This is a genomic window from Luteibacter aegosomatissinici (assembly GCF_023078495.1).
In the GTDB taxonomy this organism is placed as follows: domain Bacteria; phylum Pseudomonadota; class Gammaproteobacteria; order Xanthomonadales; family Rhodanobacteraceae; genus Luteibacter; species Luteibacter aegosomatissinici.
This window is the reverse complement of sequence record NZ_CP095742.1, coordinates 2,810,355-2,830,305: the sequence shown is the minus strand read 5'-3', so window position 1 is coordinate 2,830,305 and position 19,951 is coordinate 2,810,355. Positions and strand designations below refer to the sequence as shown.

18 protein-coding genes are annotated in these 19,951 nt (G+C 61.8%); 8 read left to right on the top strand and 10 right to left on the bottom strand.

What is annotated here, in order from left to right; translation table 11 throughout:
- Positions 1-70: 70 nt before the first annotated feature.
- The 6 genes from L2Y97_RS12715 to L2Y97_RS12690 form a co-directional block, all read right to left on the bottom strand.
- Positions 71-1,432 (bottom strand): NAD-dependent succinate-semialdehyde dehydrogenase, encoded by a 1,362-nt coding sequence (locus tag L2Y97_RS12715; RefSeq protein WP_247427020.1) that lies wholly within the window; start codon positions 1,430-1,432, stop codon positions 71-73.
- Between the two features lie 45 nt (positions 1,433-1,477).
- A complete protein-coding gene (locus L2Y97_RS12710) occupies positions 1,478-2,356 on the bottom strand; it encodes an NAD(P)H-dependent oxidoreductase (protein ID WP_247427017.1) in 879 nt (292 codons plus the stop codon).
- Positions 2,353-3,177: an SDR family NAD(P)-dependent oxidoreductase gene (locus tag L2Y97_RS12705; protein WP_247427014.1), complete on the bottom strand. Its 825-nt coding sequence runs from the start codon at positions 3,175-3,177 to the stop codon at positions 2,353-2,355. Before L2Y97_RS12705 ends, L2Y97_RS12710 begins: the two co-directional genes overlap by 4 nt.
- A gap of 13 nt (positions 3,178-3,190) precedes the next feature.
- Entirely contained in the window at positions 3,191-4,189 is a 999-nt protein-coding gene (locus tag L2Y97_RS12700; RefSeq protein ID WP_247427011.1) for a quinone oxidoreductase family protein, read from the bottom strand.
- Between the two features lie 94 nt (positions 4,190-4,283).
- Positions 4,284-4,904 carry a cysteine hydrolase family protein gene (locus tag L2Y97_RS12695; RefSeq protein WP_247427008.1) on the bottom strand — a complete coding sequence of 207 codons (621 nt, stop codon included), beginning with the start codon at positions 4,902-4,904 and terminating at the stop codon, positions 4,284-4,286.
- Positions 4,905-4,940: 36 nt separating this feature from the next.
- Complete coding sequence (locus L2Y97_RS12690; protein WP_247427006.1) at positions 4,941-5,630, bottom strand: flavodoxin family protein; 690 nt, start codon at positions 5,628-5,630, stop codon at positions 4,941-4,943.
- A gap of 112 nt (positions 5,631-5,742) precedes the next feature.
- Between L2Y97_RS12690 and L2Y97_RS12685 the strand changes: the two genes are divergently transcribed.
- From L2Y97_RS12685 to L2Y97_RS12670, 4 genes are all read left to right on the top strand, one after another.
- Positions 5,743-6,648, top strand: a complete 906-nt coding sequence (locus tag L2Y97_RS12685) for a LysR family transcriptional regulator (RefSeq protein WP_247427004.1) — start codon at positions 5,743-5,745, stop codon at positions 6,646-6,648.
- 152 nt (positions 6,649-6,800) lie between these two features.
- On the top strand, positions 6,801-7,889 hold the full coding sequence (locus L2Y97_RS12680; RefSeq protein ID WP_247427002.1) for an HlyD family secretion protein: 1,089 nt from the start codon (positions 6,801-6,803) through the stop codon (positions 7,887-7,889).
- Positions 7,890-8,039: 150 nt separating this feature from the next.
- Positions 8,040-9,485: an MFS transporter gene (locus tag L2Y97_RS12675; RefSeq protein WP_247426999.1), complete on the top strand. Its 1,446-nt coding sequence runs from the start codon at positions 8,040-8,042 to the stop codon at positions 9,483-9,485.
- 876 nt (positions 9,486-10,361) lie between these two features.
- Entirely contained in the window at positions 10,362-10,694 is a 333-nt protein-coding gene (locus L2Y97_RS12670; RefSeq protein ID WP_247426997.1) for a helix-turn-helix domain-containing protein, read from the top strand.
- Positions 10,695-10,699: 5 nt separating this feature from the next.
- Here the strand turns inward: L2Y97_RS12670 and L2Y97_RS12665 are convergent, their stop codons facing one another.
- Together L2Y97_RS12665 and L2Y97_RS12660 are read right to left on the bottom strand one after the other, a co-directional pair.
- On the bottom strand, positions 10,700-11,419 hold the full coding sequence (locus L2Y97_RS12665) for a helix-turn-helix domain-containing protein (protein ID WP_247426995.1): 720 nt from the start codon (positions 11,417-11,419) through the stop codon (positions 10,700-10,702).
- Between the two features lie 71 nt (positions 11,420-11,490).
- Complete coding sequence (locus L2Y97_RS12660; protein WP_247426993.1) at positions 11,491-12,495, bottom strand: aldo/keto reductase; 1,005 nt, start codon at positions 12,493-12,495, stop codon at positions 11,491-11,493.
- A gap of 314 nt (positions 12,496-12,809) precedes the next feature.
- On the opposite strand from L2Y97_RS12660, the gene L2Y97_RS12655 reads away from it, so the two are divergent.
- Together L2Y97_RS12655 and L2Y97_RS12650 are read left to right on the top strand one after the other, a co-directional pair.
- A complete protein-coding gene (locus tag L2Y97_RS12655; RefSeq protein WP_247426990.1) occupies positions 12,810-14,132 on the top strand; it encodes a FlxA-like family protein in 1,323 nt (440 codons plus the stop codon).
- 212 nt (positions 14,133-14,344) lie between these two features.
- Positions 14,345-14,869: a winged helix-turn-helix transcriptional regulator gene (locus L2Y97_RS12650; RefSeq protein WP_247426987.1), complete on the top strand. Its 525-nt coding sequence runs from the start codon at positions 14,345-14,347 to the stop codon at positions 14,867-14,869.
- 25 nt (positions 14,870-14,894) lie between these two features.
- Here L2Y97_RS12650 and L2Y97_RS12645 read toward each other — a convergent pair whose 3' ends face one another.
- Complete coding sequence (locus L2Y97_RS12645) at positions 14,895-16,193, bottom strand: MFS transporter (protein WP_247426984.1); 1,299 nt, start codon at positions 16,191-16,193, stop codon at positions 14,895-14,897.
- On the bottom strand, positions 16,190-16,690 hold the full coding sequence (locus L2Y97_RS12640; protein WP_247426981.1) for a hypothetical protein: 501 nt from the start codon (positions 16,688-16,690) through the stop codon (positions 16,190-16,192). The genes L2Y97_RS12645 and L2Y97_RS12640 overlap by 4 nt, the downstream gene beginning before the upstream one ends.
- A 541-nt stretch (positions 16,691-17,231) precedes the next feature.
- Between L2Y97_RS12640 and L2Y97_RS12635 the strand changes: the two genes are divergently transcribed.
- Both L2Y97_RS12635 and L2Y97_RS12630 read left to right on the top strand, forming a co-directional pair.
- Entirely contained in the window at positions 17,232-17,501 is a 270-nt protein-coding gene (locus L2Y97_RS12635; protein ID WP_247426978.1) for a hypothetical protein, read from the top strand.
- Between the two features lie 289 nt (positions 17,502-17,790).
- Positions 17,791-19,947: a carboxy terminal-processing peptidase gene (locus tag L2Y97_RS12630; RefSeq protein WP_247426975.1), complete on the top strand. Its 2,157-nt coding sequence runs from the start codon at positions 17,791-17,793 to the stop codon at positions 19,945-19,947.
- Positions 19,948-19,951 lie beyond the last annotated feature (4 nt).

Genomic DNA, 19,951 nt, shown 5'->3' with positions numbered 1-19,951 from the left:
ACCTTGGAGGACGGATGGTCACGGGGGAGGGGCGGGGGAAGCGCTGCCGGTCCCGGGCAGTGCGCCGGGCTCAGTTGTGGATGAGCTTCTTGTTGACGAATTCGCCAAAGCCGAGGTCGGCAAGCTCGCGACCGTAACCTGAATTCTTCACGCCACCAAACGGCAGGTCCGGGGCGGAAAAGCCGCCCTGATTGATGAAGACCATGCCCGTGTCAAGTTCTGCGGCAACCCGCTTGGCGCGCTCAAGGTCCTTTGTCATCACCATTGCGCCCAGTCCAAAGGGGGAGTCGTTTGCAATATCGACGGCGTCCATCTCGTCCTTTGCACGGAAGAACATCGCCACCGGCGAAAAAAACTCCAGATGGAATGCCGGATTGTCACGAGCGACGCCGGAGAGGATGGTCGGCTCCATGAATGCGCCCTGCATCCCTCCCCGACCGCCACCTATGACGATTTTCGCGCCGGCGGCGACCGCTGCACGCACCTGGGCGATGGCGTTCTCCAACGCGGTTTCAGAGTTCATCGGCTGCAAGGTCGTCGTCGGCAAGGCGGGGTCGCCAGGAGCAACCGCCTGCATTTCCCGGATAAACTTCTCAAGGAACGCGTCAGCCACGGTTTCCTCGACGATGAAGCGCTTGGCGGCATTGCAAACCTGTCCCGCGTTGTGCAGACGGCTGGCTGCTCCAATCTTGGCGGCGCTGTCCAGGTCGGCGTCATCAAGCACGATGAAGGCGTCGCTTCCGCCAAGTTCCATGGTGCTCTTTTTCAAGGCGTGGCCGGCTTCGGAGGCGACAGCCGAGCCCGCGCGTTCACTGCCCGTCAGGGCAACGCCACGGATACGGGCATCGGCAATGAGGGTCGCGGCTTGATCGTTGGTGATAAATACATTGGTATAGACACCATTGCCAGCACCCGCATCGTGCATGACCTGCTCGAAGGCAAGCGCACTCTGGGGAACGTTCGGGGCGTGCTTTGCTATGAGGGAGTTTCCGACTGCGAGATTCGGCCCCACTACGCGGGCCAGCTGGTAGTAGGGGAAATTCCAGGGCTCGATGCAGAAGATGGCCCCCATGGCGCGGGTCACGAGGGTCGCGTTTCCGGACGCGGCAGCGATATGCCGGTCGGCCATGAATTCGGCCGCGTGGTCGGCATAGTACTCAAGGATATGCGCACTGAGTTCCACCTCGCCGAGTGCATCGCGCGTTAGTTTTCCCATCTCGCGGGTAAGCAGTGATGCCAGGTCCACCGCGCGGGAGCGGAGCAGGCCGGCTGCGCGCAGCAGAACGTCTGCACGCTCCTCCACCGGACGCTTGCGCCATGTCTTGAACGCGGTATGTGCCCGGGAGATGACCCGCGCGACGTCCTTGTCGGTGTGCTCGCCGAAGGTCTGGAGGAGTTTGCCTGTAAAGGGATTTACGGACTGGTATGCCATGGAAGCCTCAGGAACGTGTCGCTTGGAAGTCACGGAAGGGTGAGCTCAGGTTGAGCCGTGGATGTCGGGATCGCGGGACGTTGGCGCGAAGTGCCTGGGCGTGTAGTCGCCTGCCTTGCCGAGCCACGTGTTGGGCACGAACACCGGGTCTGCCTGATGGAGCGAATGCCCGCTCTTTCCGCCCAGGAGCTCCTCCCGGAGCACCTGCACGTCGTTGTAGTCCCCGCCGTTTTGCGTTCGCATGGGAATGGGCTCCGTGGTCGCCGCAGCAAGGAGCCGGCCACAATAGATGCGCGTCATCTCCGCGACGACCGACTCATCGGCTCGGCCCAGCTCGTAGAAAGTGACTGGCGGAAGGACCGACATGCCAGGATAAAAGAGCACCCCATGTTCAATGGGCCACAGAAGGTCGTCCATTGCGCCATTGACGCCGCGCGGACCGTAGTGGGCCATACGTCCGCCGACCATCATGGCAACCATGCCGCGACGGCCCTGCAAGGTTCCTTCGCCGAAGCGCTTGCCCCAATCAGGGCCGCCATGGGGTCCGACGCCGTAGGCAAAGCCATAGGCGTAAACACGATCAACCCAACCTTTCAGGATGGCGGGCATTCCGTACCACCAGATGGGGAAATGCAGGACGACGACGTCCGCCCAAAGCAGCTTTTCTTGTTCGGCGGTGACGTCTGGTGCCTGGGTGCCGGTGGTAAACGCCTCCTTGGACGCCCGTTCATAGTCGAGCGGCTCAGACGTTTGCCTGCGCATTGGAAAGTCACCTTCATCCGCCACCGCCTTCCATTTCATGGCATACAGGTCGGACACAACGACTTCATGACCTGCTGCAAGCAGGGCGGCAACTGCATTGTCCTTGAGGTGGCCTGTCAGGGACCTGGGTTCGGGATGGGCGTATACAATGAAATATCTCACCCGACTTCGCTCCCGCTGGAGGATACCGCAGCCACCAGGTAGCGACTTGCTATCTTGTCATGGGATACATCGGCCGCAATCGCACCTTCTGCAGCCAGGAAACGACTCCACGCTTCAGCATCGGGCAAGGATGGAATGCAAACGTCTTCGCGAAGGTCGACTGCGGAGAGGGACGCCGTTACCAGGTCTGCAGCCGACATGATGCGGTCTGCGGGGTATCGCGCGAGATCCGCCCCGGCGATTTGGTGAAAGTCAGTGGCAATGATTCCAGGGACCAGAAGTTGCACGTAGACGCCGGTGCCGGCAGCCTCCAATTGCATATGGCGGCTGAATGCCATCACATAGCTCTTCGACGCACCATAGCCAGCATTCCCGGGCCTCAACAGGAACGCCGTCGCCGAGGAAACGTTGATGATGATGCCGCTGCCAGCTTGGACCATCTGTCCCATGGCGCTTCTGGCAAGACGCGTCATGGCTTGCACATTGACAGCAAGCATCTTGTCGAGAAGGTCAGCGTCGAATGCGGTGACCTTCCCTCTGAATGCATACCCTGCATTGTTAATGAAAATCTCGATTCGCGGACCCGCTTCTAGCCTGGCTGCGATGCGGCGCACGTCCTCAGTTCGGGCAAGGTCCGCAGCAATCACTTCGACCTCGACGCCGAAGGAACCGGCCAGCCGTTCGGCAACGGCGTTCAGGCGGTCTGTCCGCCTTGCGACGATGACGAGATTGTAGCCACTCTCTGCAAGACGCTCGGCATAAGCTTCCCCGATCCCTGAGGAAGCGCCGGTGATGAGAGCCCAGCGTGGTTGATTTGTCACGATGCGTTTCCTCTTACGTCAGTTGGTTCCACGGTTCCAGCACCAGTTTTCCGACGGTGTGGCGGGCCTCGATCGCCTTGTGGGCGACGGCGGCGTCGTTCAAGCCGAAGCGGCCGGACACAGATACGCGGAGATGACCATCGGCCAGTGCGTCGATGAGCGTTCGCATGCCATGCCTGACCAGGCTCGCGCGGTCACCGGTGAACCAGGCCGGAAGGTAGAACCCCCGCACGAGCTGGTTGCGCTCGACGAATCGGTGCAGGTCAAGTGCGTTTTGTTCATTGACCCCGCGACCGAACTTGACGACCGTCCCGAACGGGGCGAGGCATCTGGAAAGCCCGGCGAGGGAAGCGCCGGACGACTCGTACGCCACATCCACGCCTTGGCCGCCCGTAAACCTGGTGATCTCATCGGCCCAGCCATCGACGGAAGGGTCGATTGCGAGATCCGCACCAATCATCCGGGCGAAATCTCGCTTTTCTTCAGAGCTCGCCGTTCCAATGATCTTCGTCGCGCCCATCCAGCGAGCCATCTGTACGACTTGTGAGCCAACTCCGCCAGCAGCTGATTCAACGAAGACGGCTTTCCCGCGAACGTCGGCAACGTGGTGCGTCAGGAGCCATGCGGTGGTGCCTTGGGCAAGGACTGCGGTTGCTTCGGCGAATCCGATGGTGGGCGGCAGCACGTTGGCTTGTGCGACTTCCACGAGGGCGTACTGTGCGTATCCCCTCGATGGCACACGCCCAACGACGCGGTCCCCGGCGGCGAAGCCCCTGACGCCGCGCCCGGCGCTGACCACGAACCCAGCAACTTCCGTTCCTGGCTCGTATGGTAGTGCTGTAGGCAAAAGATAACGGTCGGTGCGACGCATGACATCGCCGTACAGGATGCCGGCTGCCTCGACGCGCACAAGGACTTGGCCCGGGCCTGGGCTGGGCACAGGTACGTCGACAATTTCAAGCACCTCCGGGCCGCCGAACTGCCGGACGATGACTTGCTGGGCTGATGCCATGGCACACTTCCTCAGGCCGGCAAGGCCGGCGCACTCTCTTGGGGGACAGGTGACGGACTTCCGCAGAGTCCCCGGCGGACGCCAGGGAAATGCGTCATGCCGGATCGATGGCAGCAAGGAATTCGTCGATGGTCGTCACCTCATGCCCGAAGGTCGGATAGGAGAGATCAATGGCCGCCCTGTGCGCCTCCTCTGTAAACTCGGCCACGCCATCTGTGAGGAAAGTGACATGGAATCCCTCCTCCAGCGCATGTCGGCCCGCGCTTTCCACGCACGTGTGCGAGGTCAGGCCGGCGAGGACCACCTTTTCAATCTTGTGCTCCTTGAGCTTGGCCAGCATGTCGGTGTTGACGAAGCTGTCGAACGTGCGGTGTCGACTGATGATGACGTCCCCGTCATGCGGTTTGAAGGTGGGATAGAAGTCGGAGCCCCACTCTCCCATCCAGAACACCTTGTTTTCCATTGCCCATTGCCAACGCGGGTGGACATGGGTCACGTCGTCGAAACTGTGTTCGTGAAGGCCATGCGGCACATAGAAAATCTTCACGCCCCGAGCGCGTGCGCCGGTAACGAGGCGCGTGAGGTGGTCAATGAGACCGGTCTTCTCGAGCATTGGGCCGATGCGTTGCGACAGTTTCCCTGTCTCATCGAGAAAATCATTCAGGAGGTCGACGAGAAGAAGGGCGGTGTCGTTGGTCGAATAGTTTTCTTTCATGGCATTGGCCTGGGTTGGGTTAATCAGGGTGGGTGTTCAGTCGTCGAACCGGCGCCATTCATCCGCACCGGCGATGTTCCGCCGGCGCGATTCCTCTTCGCTGATTCGTTGTGGCGGATATGCATCGGCACCGATTAGCCAACGTGCAGTCGTTCGCGCGATGCGTCGGCCGAAGCGCTCGGCCGTAAGACGGTCCCCCGGGTGCGGGGCGGTCTCCGGGGTGCCATCACCAAAGCTCTGTGCACTGAGGCCGAGCCACGACCCATTTACGTTTACGTCCGTATACCGACTTTCAGTGAAATTCCCGCCGGGCTGGTCACCGACGCCGACCCACACCATGCTCATCTGCGCGGCAAACACAGCCATCTGCTCGAGGGCGATAAGCTTGTCTCCGCTTCGCGACGCGGAATTGGTGAATCCTGCGGCAATCTTGTCTTTCCATTGCTGCCCAAGCCATGGCGTAAAGCCGTACTCGAGAAAAAGTTTGAAGAGGCCATGTGCGGATCCCATATACGTCGGCGCGCCAAAGACGATTGCATCGGCTTCATTTAGTGAGGCGACAATGGACTCGTCGTGCCAGCGCCCGTCCTCGCGAACCTGGTCCGGCAGGATCTCGAGCAGTTCCCCGGCAACGCCGGCAACGCCAAGAATCCCCTTGAGTACGTGCTCGGCGATGGTTCGCGTGTGGCCGTGGCCGGATGAAAAAACGATGGCAACTTTGGCCATGTGGACTCCGTAGCAGGGAACGACGGGCTTTTGCGCCTGCCGAATACGCCTAGTCTGTGCCCGCTAGACGCCCCTGTTGAAATCAAAAATTAAAGGTGCTGGTATTTGTCTGATGGATGACAAGCGACTCGACCTCAATCTCCTCCTCGCGCTCGAGGCACTCCTGGCTGAGCGGAACGTCACGAGGGCGGCGCAGCGGCTCAATCTGAGCCAGCCAGCGCTCAGCGCCCAGCTCGCGCGCCTCAGGATCCTCTTCGGCGATGAACTCCTTACGCCGACCTCGCGTGGCGTCGTCCCCACGGCGACCGGGGCTGAGCTTGAAGTCCCGTTGCGCCGGGCTCTCGGGCAGGTCAGGGACGTGGTTGCGGCAGCACGTGGCTTTGATCCCATGGTCTCCTCGGTGACATTGACCGTCGCCGCGAGTGACTACATGCAGGTGAGCATCCTGTTGCCGTTCCTCATTGAGATGAGCGCTGTGGCACCGGGTGTACGTCTGATGGTAAATCTCATGCATGACAGCCGCGCGGTCCACGCTGCGCTGGAGAAAGGTGTCGTAGATGTGGCCTTTCTACAGCGCGAGGATGTCGCTGGCACCTCCCTGCGCCGCATGGACGTGCTATCCGAACGCTACATCGGCGTTGCCCGCAAGGGTCGCTTTGACGACGGGGCTATAACCCTGGATACGTTCACGGAAGCTCGTCACATAATGGTTTCACCCCGGGGCGATGGATTCGCTGGGGCGACCGATATTGGGCTCGCAGCGGTCGGCCGGTCGCGCCACGTCGCCTTCGCAGTCTCGTCATTTCTCGTCATGCTCGAGACGGTCGCGGCTTCAGACCTCATTGCCCTGGCGCCTGAGCGCCTCGCCCGACGGTACATCGAACGGCTCGACCTGTTCACGCCACCTGTGGAGGTGGCGGGATTCTGCATCGCCATGGTGTGGCACGAGCGCACGGACTCCCACCCGGCACGGGAATGGCTCCGTGGAAAGCTCGCGGAGTTCTGCTTGGCGCACTGAGCGAGCAGCATCACGCATTTCGTGGTTGACCGTGGCCATCAGCCGCTTCAATATATGAAGTAACAGATGCTGGACGTTCTTTGGGCCGGGCAGCGACTCTGTGTACGCCATGCAGGGCAAACAACCTTGTTGTGAATCTGGAAAAAAAGCTCATGGACCCGTTCGTCCCTTCCGTGCCATCAGGTTTGCCATATCGCTGGGTCGCAACCGGCGTCCGTATCCTTGTTGTGCTCCTCGGGGTCGCAACGGTTTGGGTGTTTGCCACGAGGTGGAACATGTGGTCGGGGGCGGCGGCGCGTCAGAGAACCGATGACGCCTATCTGGAAAGCGATGTGATTCCCCTGTCGGCCCGTGTCGCCGGATATGTTCGCACCGTTAACGTGGGCGACTTCCAGCGTGTCAGGAGGGGGGATGTCCTCGCGGCGTTGGTCAATGATGACTACCGCGCCCAAGTCGCTCAAGCTCTGGCGTCGCTTCAGCAAAGTGAAGCACAGATTGCGATTCTCGAGCGACAACGAGACCAGCAGGTCGCCACGATAGCAGCATCCACGGCTGGTGTTGCTTCCGCCGTGGCGTCCGCCCGGCTCTATAAGCTCGAGGTCGCACGCCAGAGAAATCTGTTCGTTCAGGGGCACTTTGCCTCCAGGCAGGCTGTCGATCAGGCTGAGGCGAGCGATCTTCAGGCGACTGCCGCCCACACCCAGTCGGTGGCTCAGGAGAGTGCCGCACGAAAAGTCCTCGGGACGCTCGACGCCCAAATCGCGGCCGCACGAGCCTCTCAGGCGGCACAACGCGCCGTTCTGGAGTTGGCTCGTATCAACCTTGGCTACACCGAGATTCGTGCGCCTGTCGACGGCATGGTTGGTCAGCGCCAGGTGCGGCCGGGACAGTACGTGGGCGTTGGTGCGCAGGTCATCAGCGTCGTCGCGCTTCCCAACGTGTGGGTCATTGCCAACTACAAAGAGACACAGATGACCAACATTCGCCGCAACCAGCCGGCCAAGGTGACTGTCGACGCGTTCCCCGGCAGGGTCTTCCACGGCCACGTTGACAGTTGGTCGCCAGCCTCCGGAGCACGGTTCTCGCTCCTTCCTCCCGATAATGCAACGGGCAACTTCACCAAGGTCATCCAGCGCCTTGCGGTGAAGATTGTCCTCGACGATGTTCCTGCGGCGGGTCAGGTCTTGCTGCGACCGGGTATGTCTGTCATCGCCACCATCGACACGGATGCGGGCAGGTAGACCATGTCAGGCGCGGGAGGGATTGCGGTAACCGAGCGGGCTCTTCCCGGGCCTGTGGAAGCGCCGACCCACAGACCGTGGCTGGCTGTCGCGGCAGTGATGCTTGCGGCTTTGCTGTCAACGCTCTCGGCGCGGCTGACGAGTTTTGGCTTGACCGACATCGGGTCCGCCATCGGAGCCGGTGTTGACGAGCGGGCGTGGATAACCACAGCCTTCAGTGTCGCACAGATGCTGACCGGGCCCGTGGCGGCCTGGCTTGGCCTGGTTTTCGGTCTCAGGCGCGTCCTTATGGGGGGAGCCGTGCTTTACTCGCTCTCCCAGCTCCTCTTGCCGTTCTGTCAGAACCTGCCGCTGTTTATCGCCGTGCAGTTTCTGGCCGGTCTTGGCTCGGGTACGTTTATCCCGTTGACCATCGGGGTGGTCCTTAAAAATCTCCCGAAGCCGTTCTGGGTGCTTGGCATCAGTGCATATGCTCTTAACCTTGAGCTGACCCTCAACATTGCAGCAACCCTCGAGGGTTGGCACATCGACCACGGTGGCTGGAGGTGGATTTTCTGGCAAAACCTACCTATCGCTCTTGCACTGGTCTTCTGCATCATGGGCGGTATCCCGAAAGAGCCTGTCAATCGCGCTGAGTTGGTGCGGGGTGACTACTGGGGAATGTTTCTCGCGGGTGTCGGGTTTTCGCTTGTCTACGCGTGTCTCGACCAGGGGAACCGCCTCGACTGGACGTCCTCCGGTCTGATTGTTGGTCTGGCAATCGGAGGTTTGGTGCTACTTGCCGCTTTCGCAATCCACGAGTTTACCAACCCCTTCGGTGCCATCGAATTCTCGTTTCTGGCCAAACGCAATATTCTCATTCTGGCGCTCCTCCTCGCGCTCGCCCGTATGCTGGTGTTAAGCAGCAATTTCCTTGTGCCGCAATTCCTGACCACGGTCGGCGGCTTCAGGCCTACGGAGGTCGGTGACCTGCTTTTGTGGGTCGCCTTACCCCAGTTCCTCATTGGCCCCCTCGTCGGCCTTGTCCTTCTTCGCGTCGATGCGCGTTGGGTGCTCGGCGGTGGCATCCTTCTCGTCTGCATCGCGTGTCTTCTGGCTAGCCGTTTGACCCCTGATTGGGCCGAGGCCCAGTTCATTCCGTCCATGCTGCTCCAGGCGTTGGGCCAGACGATGGCACTCACGGCCCTCATATATTATTTCGTACTGCATTTGACCCCGGCGCTGGTCCTGACCTTCGGCGCCATTGCACAAACGGCTCGCCTTTTCGGCGGCGAGATTGCGGTGGCGGTCATCCAGACCTTCCAGCGCGTCCAGAGTCAGGTTCACTCCAACCTTGTCGGACTCCACGTCGGGGCGGGGGAAGCCGACACTAATCTCCGTTTGGTGCAGTATTCCACTGGGCCGCTCCTCCGATTTGGCGGCAGTAACGATCCGGCCAACGCCGGTCGATCGCTTGCGCTGCTCTCGAGTGCGGTGCGGACACAGGCTCAGACGCTGAGCTTTTCCGACACCTTCCTGATGGTCGCAGCGACCGCTGTGCTCGGCCTTGCCCTCGTTGCACTTTTGCAGCGACCACCACCCTCGGAGCCAGCCTAGGTCTCAATGGTGTGAACCAGCAGGCGAGCACGTCGACCGACAGTGGCATTCAGTCGTACTGGCCTGCTCGTCGCCAATGTCATTGCGGGGCGGTTTACCCGCGTTGAACGGAATACGTTCCGCATCATGGTAAGTCGGTCGTCCGTGGGGCCTCGCCCCTTCACGGTTGCCCCCCGTCCTTTCAGCCAATGCCCGACGGTCAGTCTGTTGGGCGTGGGATGGATGTTGCTCCTGCCGGGGCCGCTTGCCGGCAGCCCGTAGTCGCCGGGCAGGGCGCTGGCCACCCCGCAGTCGTGCAGCGGGAAGCCACCCGTTCCTTCGTCTCGAGCCAGGCAAGGAGAAGGAGGCGCCGGGGCCTTCTCCGACCTTCCCGTCGATGCCCATCCTGAGGCGGGCGTGAACATCGGGCAGAGAGTGCGAGCAGCCGCGATACGCGCACGGAAGTTGCCTGGAGCTCTCGGTGCAATGACCGTATCACTCGGCACAGCAACAGTGCGGCGAGGGTCAGATTGAGGCGATGTCTACCTAAGAACGTTCCTCGGACCCGCAGCCGACTCGTGCACATGCCGCCGCCCGCCTTCCGTCCAGTCCTGAACATGGCAGACGACCTTTTGTAACTTCAGTAAATGAAGTAACATCCATTGTCACGAAGAGACTTGTCTGTGTTTCGACCCATCTGGCAGTCGCTCGCACTCTTCCGCAGGAGGGGCTATGACCGGGTGCATCAACCAAGCAAACCGCGCGCGGCACAACAGACGCACTTGTATGGCCGGGGACAGCGCCAGCCTGAGCGAAGACCTGCCGTCTCGCCAGTGCGCAAGCGTAACCTGCATGTATCCCAGGGCAGTCGGTGCTATGAGTGAGAGGCGGCGAAAGATGGTCATTGCGCTCATCGAGGAGTCATTCGGTCGTCCCTTGTCCGGCGACGAGATGGCGGCAAGTGTCGGCCTGAGCAAAGGGGCCTTCCACCGGGCGTTCAAGGCGACCTTTGGCCTCACGCCGTTCCGCTATTTGACCCGAAAGCGGGTGGAGGCAGCCGCGCGATTGATGTTGGCCACGAACCTCAATCTTGGTGCCATCGCCGCCGACGCCGGCTTTTATGATCAGGCGCATCTGTGCCGTCAGTTTCGCAAGGTTTTTGGTGAATCGCCTGACCGTTGGCGCCGCCGTCAGCGCGAACGGTGCACAGGTCAGCGCGTATCGGGCTGACAGCGTTAGCCGTGGGAGTCCGCCGAGCGTCGCCAGACGCCAGGCGGTACTCCGACGGCATTGCGGAAGATTCGGGTAAAGTGGCTCTGTGAGGCAAATCCGCAGTGTGATCCGACGTCAATGAGCGGCATGGGCGTTTCGACCATGAGTCGTTGCGCTTCATGGATGCGTCGTTCAAGCAGCCAGCGGTAGGGCGTCTTGCCAGTGCTCCGCTGGAACGCCCGCGCGAAATGCCCGGGCGAGAGTGCGCAGGCGGCAGCGATGTCCGGAAGCTTGAGTGCCTGCCCGAAATGGCTGTTGATGAAGGCGAGCGCGCGTTTGAGCTGGAGGTCCGACAGGCCCGGCGCCTGGGCTGGTGGCGCCGTCGTTTCGGGCTCTGTGATGAGTGCCCGCATCGCGAGGGCGAGGTGAGCCAGCAAAGGCGTGTTTTCCGGACTTTCGGTGAGGGCCGAATCGAGGAGCCTGCCGAGCGACGACACCGACGGGTCAGTCGTGGCGTCGTGGTGCGTACGGGAAAAGGTAAGCAGCAGCGGGCGCGGTGCGCTGGCGCTCGCCAGGCGCAATCCGCTGAAGACAAGGTGCAGGTACCGGCAGGGGCCGGCCTCGACCTGGATGCGGACCGTCCGCGCCCGCTCCCTGATAAAGGCCAACTGGTGCCCTGGCAACGCTGTCTCCGGCCGCACCCGCCCGTCGCACCGGCGGGTATCGGCAACAAAGGTGGTCACCAATATTGGCCCTGTGACCCCTTCAGTATGCAAAGGTGCGCCATTGGCTGCTGGCACGTGCGCGACGCCCATCAGGCGCTCGCCGTGTCCGGGTCCGGAACCGGGGCATGCGCGGGAATCAGCCCGGTCGCCTTGAGCTCCGTCCAGAACGCGCCAGGGATGGTCATGTTGAGGAGCGCCACGTTCTCGGCCACACGTGCAGGCGTCGACGTGCCTGGAATGACGGAGGCAACGACCGGGTGCGCCTCGCAAAACTGCAATGCCGCAGCGCGAAGGTCGACACCGTGCCTTGTGGCGATTGCCGCGAGGCGGTCGCGCGCAGCGACTTCCTCCGTCTCCGCATCGCGGTAGTTGTAGGTCTTCCCGCCCGCAATCAGTCCGGAGTTGTATGGCCCACCGATGACCACGTCGACGCCCCGGGAAAGACAGGCCGGAAAGAGCGTATCGAGCGCCGGGGTGTTGAGCAGGCTGTAGCGGCCGGCAAGCAGGAAAACGTCGGGGTCGGCCTGTTCCAGCGCCCGTTCGCAGGATTCAACGGTGTTGACGCCAAGGCCCCACGCCTTGATGACGCCCTCGTGCTTGAGCTCCGCAAGCGCGCGGGCAGCGCCCTTCATCGCACCATCAAACAGGGGTCGCCAGCCCGTCCCGTGCGCGTCCTCGGCGATGTCATGGATGTAGACGATGTCGATGCTCGAAAGTCCCAGGCGCTGCAGACTGTCGTCAATCGAGCGTTTCGCCGCGTCATACGAATAGTCATATTCGACGTCAAAGGGCAGACCGCTAACGAAAGGGCCGAAGTTGCCGTCCGATGACGGATTGGGCAGCAGCATGCGGCCAACCTTGGTCGAGAGGACAAACTCGCCGCGCGGGCGCATACGCAGGGCATGACCGAACCGGTGTTCCGAAAGACCCGTACCGTAAACCGGCGCCGTGTCGAAGTAGCGAATGCCCGATTCCCACGCCGTATGCAGCGTCTCCTCGGCCTGGGCCTCTGAGACGGTCCGGAACATGTTGCCGAGAGGAGCTCCACCGAAACCGAGCGGGCCAAGGGAGCGGAGAAACGTCGGGTGCGCCATGTGAGGATCCATAGGTTAGATACTTCAGAGATTGAAGTGAATGAACATTTCAGTCAAGGCGTGGTTTGTATAAAGCGCTTACTTTTCGTCTCATGCTCCCGCCTGTTCCGGGTTTGCCGTCACGTCGTCACAATCCTGTCGCACAAGTGTCATCGATAAAAACGAGCATTCGCGTCGGTTTGGCGCCGTATTGCGCCATTTAGACGTCCATCAGGGGCTTAATCAACATGACATCGTCCTGCCTCGCGAAGGCTTCCCTTCGCACTCTCTCTGCGTGCATCATCATCGCCATCTCAGCGCATTCCGCTGGCGTCATGGCGGCCGAGAAAGGCAAAGAAAACTCAAAAATCGGCAAAGACCAGACAGCAACGCTTCAAGAAATGCAGCGGCAGATACAGGCCTTGCAGGCAAAAATTGCGGACTTGCAGGCAAGGCAGGAAGCGCAAGCCGACGCCCAGGTCGAGACTGCTAAGGCGGTCAATGACGTCCAGGTGGCCAGTGCAAAGCCAGCGGACGAACTGACCAGGAAGCTCGATGCCCTCAACAAGCTCGTTGACAACACCCATGTCGGCGGCACGATGTTCTTTGACGTGACCAGCCAGAGTCACAAGGAAGCGACGGGCATCAGCAGCCTTGTCAAGAAGGACGGCCACGGTTCGACCAATGGCACGGGTTTTGATGTCAAGCGCTTTTACCTGACGGTCGACCACAAGTTCGACGATGTCTGGTCCGCAAACCTGACCACGGACTTCAACTACCAGGTCTCCATCGGGCAGACCAGCCTGTTCGTGAAGAAGGCATACGTCCAGGGCAAGTTCGACGGTCTCTTCACCGTCCGTTTCGGTGCGGCCGACATGCCGTGGATTCCGTTCGTCGAGAAGTGGTACGGGTACCGCTTCGTCGAAAACACCATCACCGACCGTTCGTTCGAAGGGGGGCGTAGTGGCGGCACCGCGACCGCCGGTGGCGTTGGCGCATTCGGCAATTCGTCGGACTGGGGCATCCACGCGCTGGGCGCGACAACGGGCGGCAATTCCATCAGCTACCAGCTGTCGGTCGTCAATGGTCGCGGGTACCGCAACCTCAGCCGTTCAAAGTCGGTCGACACCGAGGCGCGTTTCGGCTACTCGCCCATTGAGCAGATGGTTATCGCCGTTGGCGGCTACAGTGGCAAACGCGGCTACGACACAGAGGGCGGTGCACCCACCCGCACGGCGACTCGTGGCGACGCGTTGCTTGCCTGGCGCGACAAGACCTGGGGTGCGGGCGTGGAGTACTTCCACACGGAAAACTGGGACGATATCCTCAGGTATGCGGGCACCGGCGCAGGGCCCAATCCTGCGACCAACTCCACCAAGGACAAGGCGGATGGCTACTCGGCATGGGCCGACTGGCACTTTTACGACCAGTTTGCTGTCTTTGGTCGCTATGACCGCGTCGACTACAAGTACGACAACCTGACCAGCGTCGAGGAAAAGCTCAAGGACCGGTATTACAATGCGGGTGTTTCCTATGATGTGCTAAAGAACCTCAAGCTCGCGCTTGTCTACAAGCACAACAAGCTCGACGGTCCGGTGGCAACGCCGTACCATTACAAGACGAACGAAGTGGGTGTTTGGGGCATGCTGACCTTCTGAGCGGCCAGCATGAAAAAAAGGGGTCCTACGGGACCCCTTTTTTGTGGGCGCGAAAAGGCCTCATTGCCGAAATTGCCCATGACGGCCGTCTTTGTATGTCGCATCGGCGAAAGGACGCAATAATTGAAGCATTGCCGATGTGGAAAAAAGCTGGACCATGATGTAAGACTGTAGGCAGTGGTCGCGATGAACAAGGGAAAGAGGAGCATGGCATGAACTGGGAGGAAATCTCTGGCAGCGTCTGTCCCATTGCGCGAACGCTCGCCGTCGTCGGTGACCGCTGGACGCTGCTCATTTTACGCGAGCTTGCCATGGGCAATTCCCGCTTTGATGAAATCCAGGCCCAGACCGGCATGTCCTCGTTTCTGCTCTCGACAAGACTCAAGCGCCTTGAGCACGACGGCGTCGTTGAGCGCCGGCAATACACGGACCGGCCGCCCCGCTTTGAGTATTTTGCCACTGACAAGGGCAAGGAGTTCGATGCCATTCTCCTCTCCATGCGGGATTGGGGTGTCCGTTGGACACCCTACAACGAGGGCCAGCCGCTGCCCCTCGCAGTTGTCGTTCGCGCCACGGGTGAGGCGGTCGAGCCCGGGCAACGCCTTCCGGCCGGGGCCTTCCCTTTCCGCTTTGATGAATGCGTAACTGCCATCAGCCCGGCGTTCGCCCATGAGCGCGACCTCCGCCGGGACGCCTTCTTTGACGCAAGGCGCCACCCCCGGGGGGTCGACGCGTGAGCGCCGACGGCTCGCAGGTGATGCGTCAGGATTGGGCGCGTGCGGGCTGTGGCACGCCACCCCGGCGGGTATGTCGTATCGAAGAGACAACGAGAACGGTGGCCGCCCCCAGGGCGATGACGCCGGCGGCGACGAAGGCTGGCTGGTAGGACCCGGCCATCTGTCGCACGGTGCCCGCACCGATGGCGGCGCCAGCCGCGCCGAGTTGGTGGGCCACGACCACCCAGCCAAACACGATGGGCGCGTCGTGCTCGCCGAAGGCTTCGTTGGCGAGCTTGAGTGTTGGAGGGATGGTCGCAATCCAGTCGAGACCGAAGAAGACGGCAAAGATGGTCAAGTTGGTCGTCGAGAAGTCGACAAATGGCATGATGAGCAGCGATACGCCGCGCAGGGCATAAAACCCGATAAGGAGCCGGCGTGAGTCGTAGCGGTCGGTCAGCCAGCCTGATGCAGTGGTCCCGATGAGGTCGAAGAGACCAATCATCGACATGAAGCCTGCGGCGTGCACTGGCGGGATGCCGTGGTCGCCGCAATAGGCAATCAGGTGGGTGCCGACAAGGCCGTTTGTCGTCAGCCCGCAGGCAAAAAAGGTGCCTGCCAGTAGCCAGAACGCCGGCACTTTCGAGGCTTTTTGCAGCACGTGGATGGCGGCCATGGGTGTGCGGGCCTGGTGTGGCGCAGGCGGTGGGGGCGACATGTCCGTTTCTCCCACGCGACGAACGCCGACATGGTGGGGATGCTCGGGGACCAGAAAGTACACGAGCGGTACGAGGGCGAGGGCGGCGATGGACACAGCAATGGCAACGGGTTGCCACTGGGCGTTTCGGGACAACCAGGCAAGGAAGGGGAGGAAGATGAGTGAGCCCGTGGCCGTACTCGCGCTGAGGATGCCAATCATAAGGCCCTGGCGCGTGGCGAACCAACGGTTGACCACGGCTGCCCCGAGAACGCCGGCGAGTGCGCCAGAGCCGATGCCGGACAATACGCCCCAGGTCACGATGTACTGCCAGGGTTCCTTCATCCACAGGCTCGCGAGCGTCGCTGCCCCGATGAGCAACAGGCCGCTCATCATCGTCCGGCGAATACCAAACGACAGCATCAGCGCCGCTGCGAACGGACCAACCAGGCCGTAGAGGAAGATGCCGGTGGCAGCCCCTGTCGAGACCACCGAGCGGTCCCATCCGAAACTCAGTCCGAGCGGGACCATGAGGACGCCCGGCGTCGACAGGATGCCGGCCGACAGGAGCAGGGCGAAGAAGGTGATGGCCACGACGATATGGGCGTGACGCGCTGAGTGCCTGCTGGACTCTGGCTTGGGGGTCATGTGCGGGATTCCACGGAGCGGACGGGGATGCGACGTCGGCGACCGGGACCCGGTCGCAAGGCCCGGACGCATGTGAGGAGGGACACTGTGCCGAGCAGACCCTGGGCGCTCAGGAAAAGCGCGGGAGCATGCGCCAGGCTCGGTCCGGTGCCGTTAACGGCAAACAGCTGCAGCGTGGCCATCAGGGCAAGGATGTAGGTGTTTGAAATTACGCCCACGCGGTAGATGCTGCGCCATGTCCCGTGCTGGTGGCCGATGTAAAAGCCGCGAAGCGTGACACCAAGGAGTAAAAGGGAGGCAATGGCGATGATGTGGGTGGGGCGGACATCGTCAAACCCGATGACGAAAGCGCTTGCGTCGGTCAGGAAGGCGAAGGCAAAAAAGACCCGGAGCATGACGCCGCCAGGGCGATGTGTGGCAAGCCTGCTGCAAGAAACGAGGCCGGTGCCGAGGGCGATGACGGCAATGACGCCGTGGACAAGAGTGGCCCAATCCATTGCGCTCATCGCTCATGCCCTTTGCGTCCGCCGTCTGTAGCGTCGCTCGGTGGCGTGGTCGACCCGGGCGGCGTGGCGCGGAGCGCTTCTTCCGTTTCGCACCAGCTTCGCCCCCTTGGCGTTGGCAACCAGATGGCGTCACTCAGTTGCTCGGCAAGCCCGTGCTGCACCAATACGGCGGCAACGGCCGGGGGGAGCACAACAGGCCCATTGCGCCCCTGGTTGCACAGTTCGCGCAGTTCCCTGCGAAGCTCGTCATCGGTCAGCGGTGCACTGTTCATGGGTTCCCCGGTCTTGTGCGGTGGCCATCGGGTCGATGGGGAGGTGCAGAAGATTGACCGTGCTTCTGACGCCACTTCAAGTATTGAAGCAGTAACAGACCAAGTCAACGGCATACCTAGGTTTGGGTCTCTCGCTGCGGCGGCCTCATCCAAGCGCTGGGTGCACGAAAGGGTAAAGTGCAAGCCGCGCCAGACAGCGTATTGACTCCGCGCGGCCGGGCAGCCGGGTCCGATGGTCTGGCACGGATTTGGGAGGAACAATGGGCAACAAGGTTAATCTGCATGCAGTCGTCAGCCGCCCGGCAAGGTCGGTCGAGGATGTCTCGATGGACATCCTGTGTCTCGCCTCATCCCTTGAGAGCTGTCCCGTCATGCGGGTCCGGTGGTACTTCGAAGGCTGCCTTGCCTGCGTCGGCGGGCTGACGGCACACCAGTTGGTCGAGGCCGGGCGTGGCCAGGAGGTTATGGACTTTCTTCGCCGCGCACTGTTTGATGAGCAGCGCCACTGGGACGCTGCCGAATCTGCCTGACGCTACTTCCTGCGAACACCCAAGATTCGTTGCGAAGATCGTGCGCGTTTCACAAAAGAAAACGCAAACAGAAGTGCGATTGCGAGAGGACAACATGGCCGTACCGACGAACGGGTCGGGTTCCAAGCGACGTCGATAAATTGTCAGCTCTCTCGGGACAAACAACCGTGGCCAAAGTCAACCAGGGCTCTGACATGGATCCTACGTCACCATGGCGCCTTGCACTGCAAAAACCGAAATGATGATGGTAAATATGCATCCTGCTGTCCAATCCTGCCTGACCTCTCGTATGACCACGACCCGCTTGTCCATTCTCCCACTGGCACTTGCCGGGTTCGTGCTCCTCGCGTTGCCCGGATTGGGGTCGGCAACTGGGCTCCCGCAGCGTCCTCAGGCGTTTGCGTTGACGGCGGACGACCATCAGGCGACGGCGGCGAAGGTCGCGATGCTATTCATGACGCGCGTCCACTATCGACCGCATCCGCTCGACGATACATTTTCGGCTGTCGTCTTCGACAAGCTCGTTGAAGACCTCGACCCGCAGCGGGCGATGTTTACGAAAGGAGACATCGCCCGTTTCGAACCACTCCGGCCCACCTTGGGAAAGGGCATCGAAGACGGGAATCTCTCGGCGGCCATGGCCCCGGTCAACGTCTATCTCAGCCGCATTGTCGAGCAGGCGCGCTTTAGCCAGTCGTTGCTCGACGGCGGCTTTGACTTTTCAGCGCACGAATCCATCACCGTTGACCGCAAGGCCGCACCCTGGCCGGAGGATTCCGACGAACTGCGCGCGCTCTGGCGCCTCCACGTCAAGGATGACTGGCTGCGTCTGAAGTTGGCCGGCAAGGACGATGTGGCCATCCGGGCGACCCTCGCGCGCCGCTACAGGAACCTTGAGTCTCGGGTGCAAAAGACCACTGCTGAGGATGCGTTCCAGCTCTTTATGACGGCGTATGCGGAGTCGACCGACCCCCACACCGATTACTTCGCGCCTAGGGCAGCCAGCGAGTTCAATACAGCCATGTCCCTTTCGCTCGATGGCATCGGTGCCTACCTGCGCGCGCACGACGAGTACGTCGAGGTGACCGAACTGGTTGCAGGTAGTCCTGCGGCAACGTCGGGCAAGGTCCATGTCGGTGACCGCCTGACGGGCGTGGGGCAGGGTGCCGGCGGGACGTTGACCGACGTCATCGGCTGGCGGACGGACGATGTGGTCACACTGGTTCGCGGCAGGGCGGGAACCAATGTGCGGCTCGAATTGTTGCCGGACGAGCATAAGGGGGACGTTGCCCCACACATTGTCACTCTCACACGCCGACGCGTGACAATCGAGGACCAGGCCGCCCGGCAAGGCATCATCGACGTCGGTGTTCCTGGTCATCCGCAGAAAATCGGCGTCATTACGGTCCCGTCGTTTTATGAGGACTTCGACGCCAGGCGTGCAGGCGACGCAAACTACCGCAGCGTGACCCGTGACGTGTCGGCAATGCTTGTTGCACTCAAGGGCGCAAAGGTCGACGGCATCGTCATCGACCTTCGAAACAACGGAGGTGGGTCGCTCGGCGAGGCCGCAGGCATGGTCGGCCTTTTCACCGGCCCCGGCCCCGTGGTGCAGGTGCGAAGCGCCAACGGCGACGTTGACCTTCAGGGTACTCCGGGAACCCCGGCGGTGTGGCACGGACCCGTCACGGTCATGGTCAACCATGCTTCGGCGTCAGCGTCCGAAATCTTTGCGGCCGCGCTCCAGGACCGGGGGCGCGCGGTTATCGTCGGCGAGCGCACGTTTGGCAAGGGAACGGTCCAGAATCTCGTTGACCTCGGCGATGCGCTGGGCCGCTCCAAAGACGAGAAGCTCGGCGAACTCAAGATGACCATCGCCCAGTTCTACCGAATCAACGGCCGGAGCACGCAGCTCGAGGGGGTGACACCGGACATTGCGTTCCCGGAGACGCCAGGCGAGCAGGACCTCGGTGAGTCGATGTACAAAAACGCGTTGCCCGCGTCACGCATTGCGCCGGTAGCCTATTCGCGCGACGTCACCGACGCCGCCCGCATTGCCCTCCTTGTGAGAACCCATGAGTCCCGTATAACCACCACACCCGCCTGGCAACTCCAGCTCGAAGAGTCAGCAGCATTCACCGCGATGGCAAAACGCCCGACAGTCTCATTGAACCTTGCCGAGCGTAAGGCCACCCGCGATGCGGACCTCGGTCGGTACGCGGCCTTTGCCGCCCGGCAAAAGGCACTCGACAGGGCTGCGGGCGTCACCGGGCGCGAAGACGCACCTGTGGCGGATGACGGACTCGATCCCACGGAGCGGGATGCAGCAGCTGACAAACGCCCGGACGCCGCGAAAAGCCCCGCCGATGCCTATCTGCAGGAAGCTGCCCACATCAGTGAGGACAGCGCCTCGTTGCTGATGACGGTCGCAGGCGAGGCGGGCTGACGTC

What these genes read in the sequence shown, in the direction of transcription:
- L2Y97_RS12685 (WP_247427004.1), top strand. Translation starts at nt 5,743, where the DNA reads ATGGATGACAAGCGACTCGACCTCAATCTCCTCCTCGCGCTCGAGGCA.
- L2Y97_RS12635 (WP_247426978.1), top strand. Translation starts at nt 17,232, where the DNA reads ATGGGCAACAAGGTTAATCTGCATGCAGTCGTCAGCCGCCCGGCAAGG.
- L2Y97_RS12680 (WP_247427002.1), top strand. Translation starts at nt 6,801, where the DNA reads ATGGACCCGTTCGTCCCTTCCGTGCCATCAGGTTTGCCATATCGCTGG.
- L2Y97_RS12715 (WP_247427020.1), bottom strand. Translation starts at nt 1,432, where the DNA reads ATGGCATACCAGTCCGTAAATCCCTTTACAGGCAAACTCCTCCAGACC.
- L2Y97_RS12650 (WP_247426987.1), top strand. Translation starts at nt 14,345, where the DNA reads ATGAACTGGGAGGAAATCTCTGGCAGCGTCTGTCCCATTGCGCGAACG.
- L2Y97_RS12660 (WP_247426993.1), bottom strand. Translation starts at nt 12,495, where the DNA reads ATGGCGCACCCGACGTTTCTCCGCTCCCTTGGCCCGCTCGGTTTCGGT.
- L2Y97_RS12670 (WP_247426997.1), top strand. Translation starts at nt 10,362, where the DNA reads ATGGTCATTGCGCTCATCGAGGAGTCATTCGGTCGTCCCTTGTCCGGC.
- L2Y97_RS12640 (WP_247426981.1), bottom strand. Translation starts at nt 16,690, where the DNA reads ATGGATTGGGCCACTCTTGTCCACGGCGTCATTGCCGTCATCGCCCTC.
- L2Y97_RS12655 (WP_247426990.1), top strand. Translation starts at nt 12,810, where the DNA reads ATGGCGGCCGAGAAAGGCAAAGAAAACTCAAAAATCGGCAAAGACCAG.
- L2Y97_RS12645 (WP_247426984.1), bottom strand. Translation starts at nt 16,193, where the DNA reads ATGACCCCCAAGCCAGAGTCCAGCAGGCACTCAGCGCGTCACGCCCAT.
- L2Y97_RS12690 (WP_247427006.1), bottom strand. Translation starts at nt 5,630, where the DNA reads ATGGCCAAAGTTGCCATCGTTTTTTCATCCGGCCACGGCCACACGCGA.
- L2Y97_RS12695 (WP_247427008.1), bottom strand. Translation starts at nt 4,904, where the DNA reads ATGAAAGAAAACTATTCGACCAACGACACCGCCCTTCTTCTCGTCGAC.
- L2Y97_RS12700 (WP_247427011.1), bottom strand. Translation starts at nt 4,189, where the DNA reads ATGGCATCAGCCCAGCAAGTCATCGTCCGGCAGTTCGGCGGCCCGGAG.
- L2Y97_RS12630 (WP_247426975.1), top strand. Translation starts at nt 17,791, where the DNA reads ATGACCACGACCCGCTTGTCCATTCTCCCACTGGCACTTGCCGGGTTC.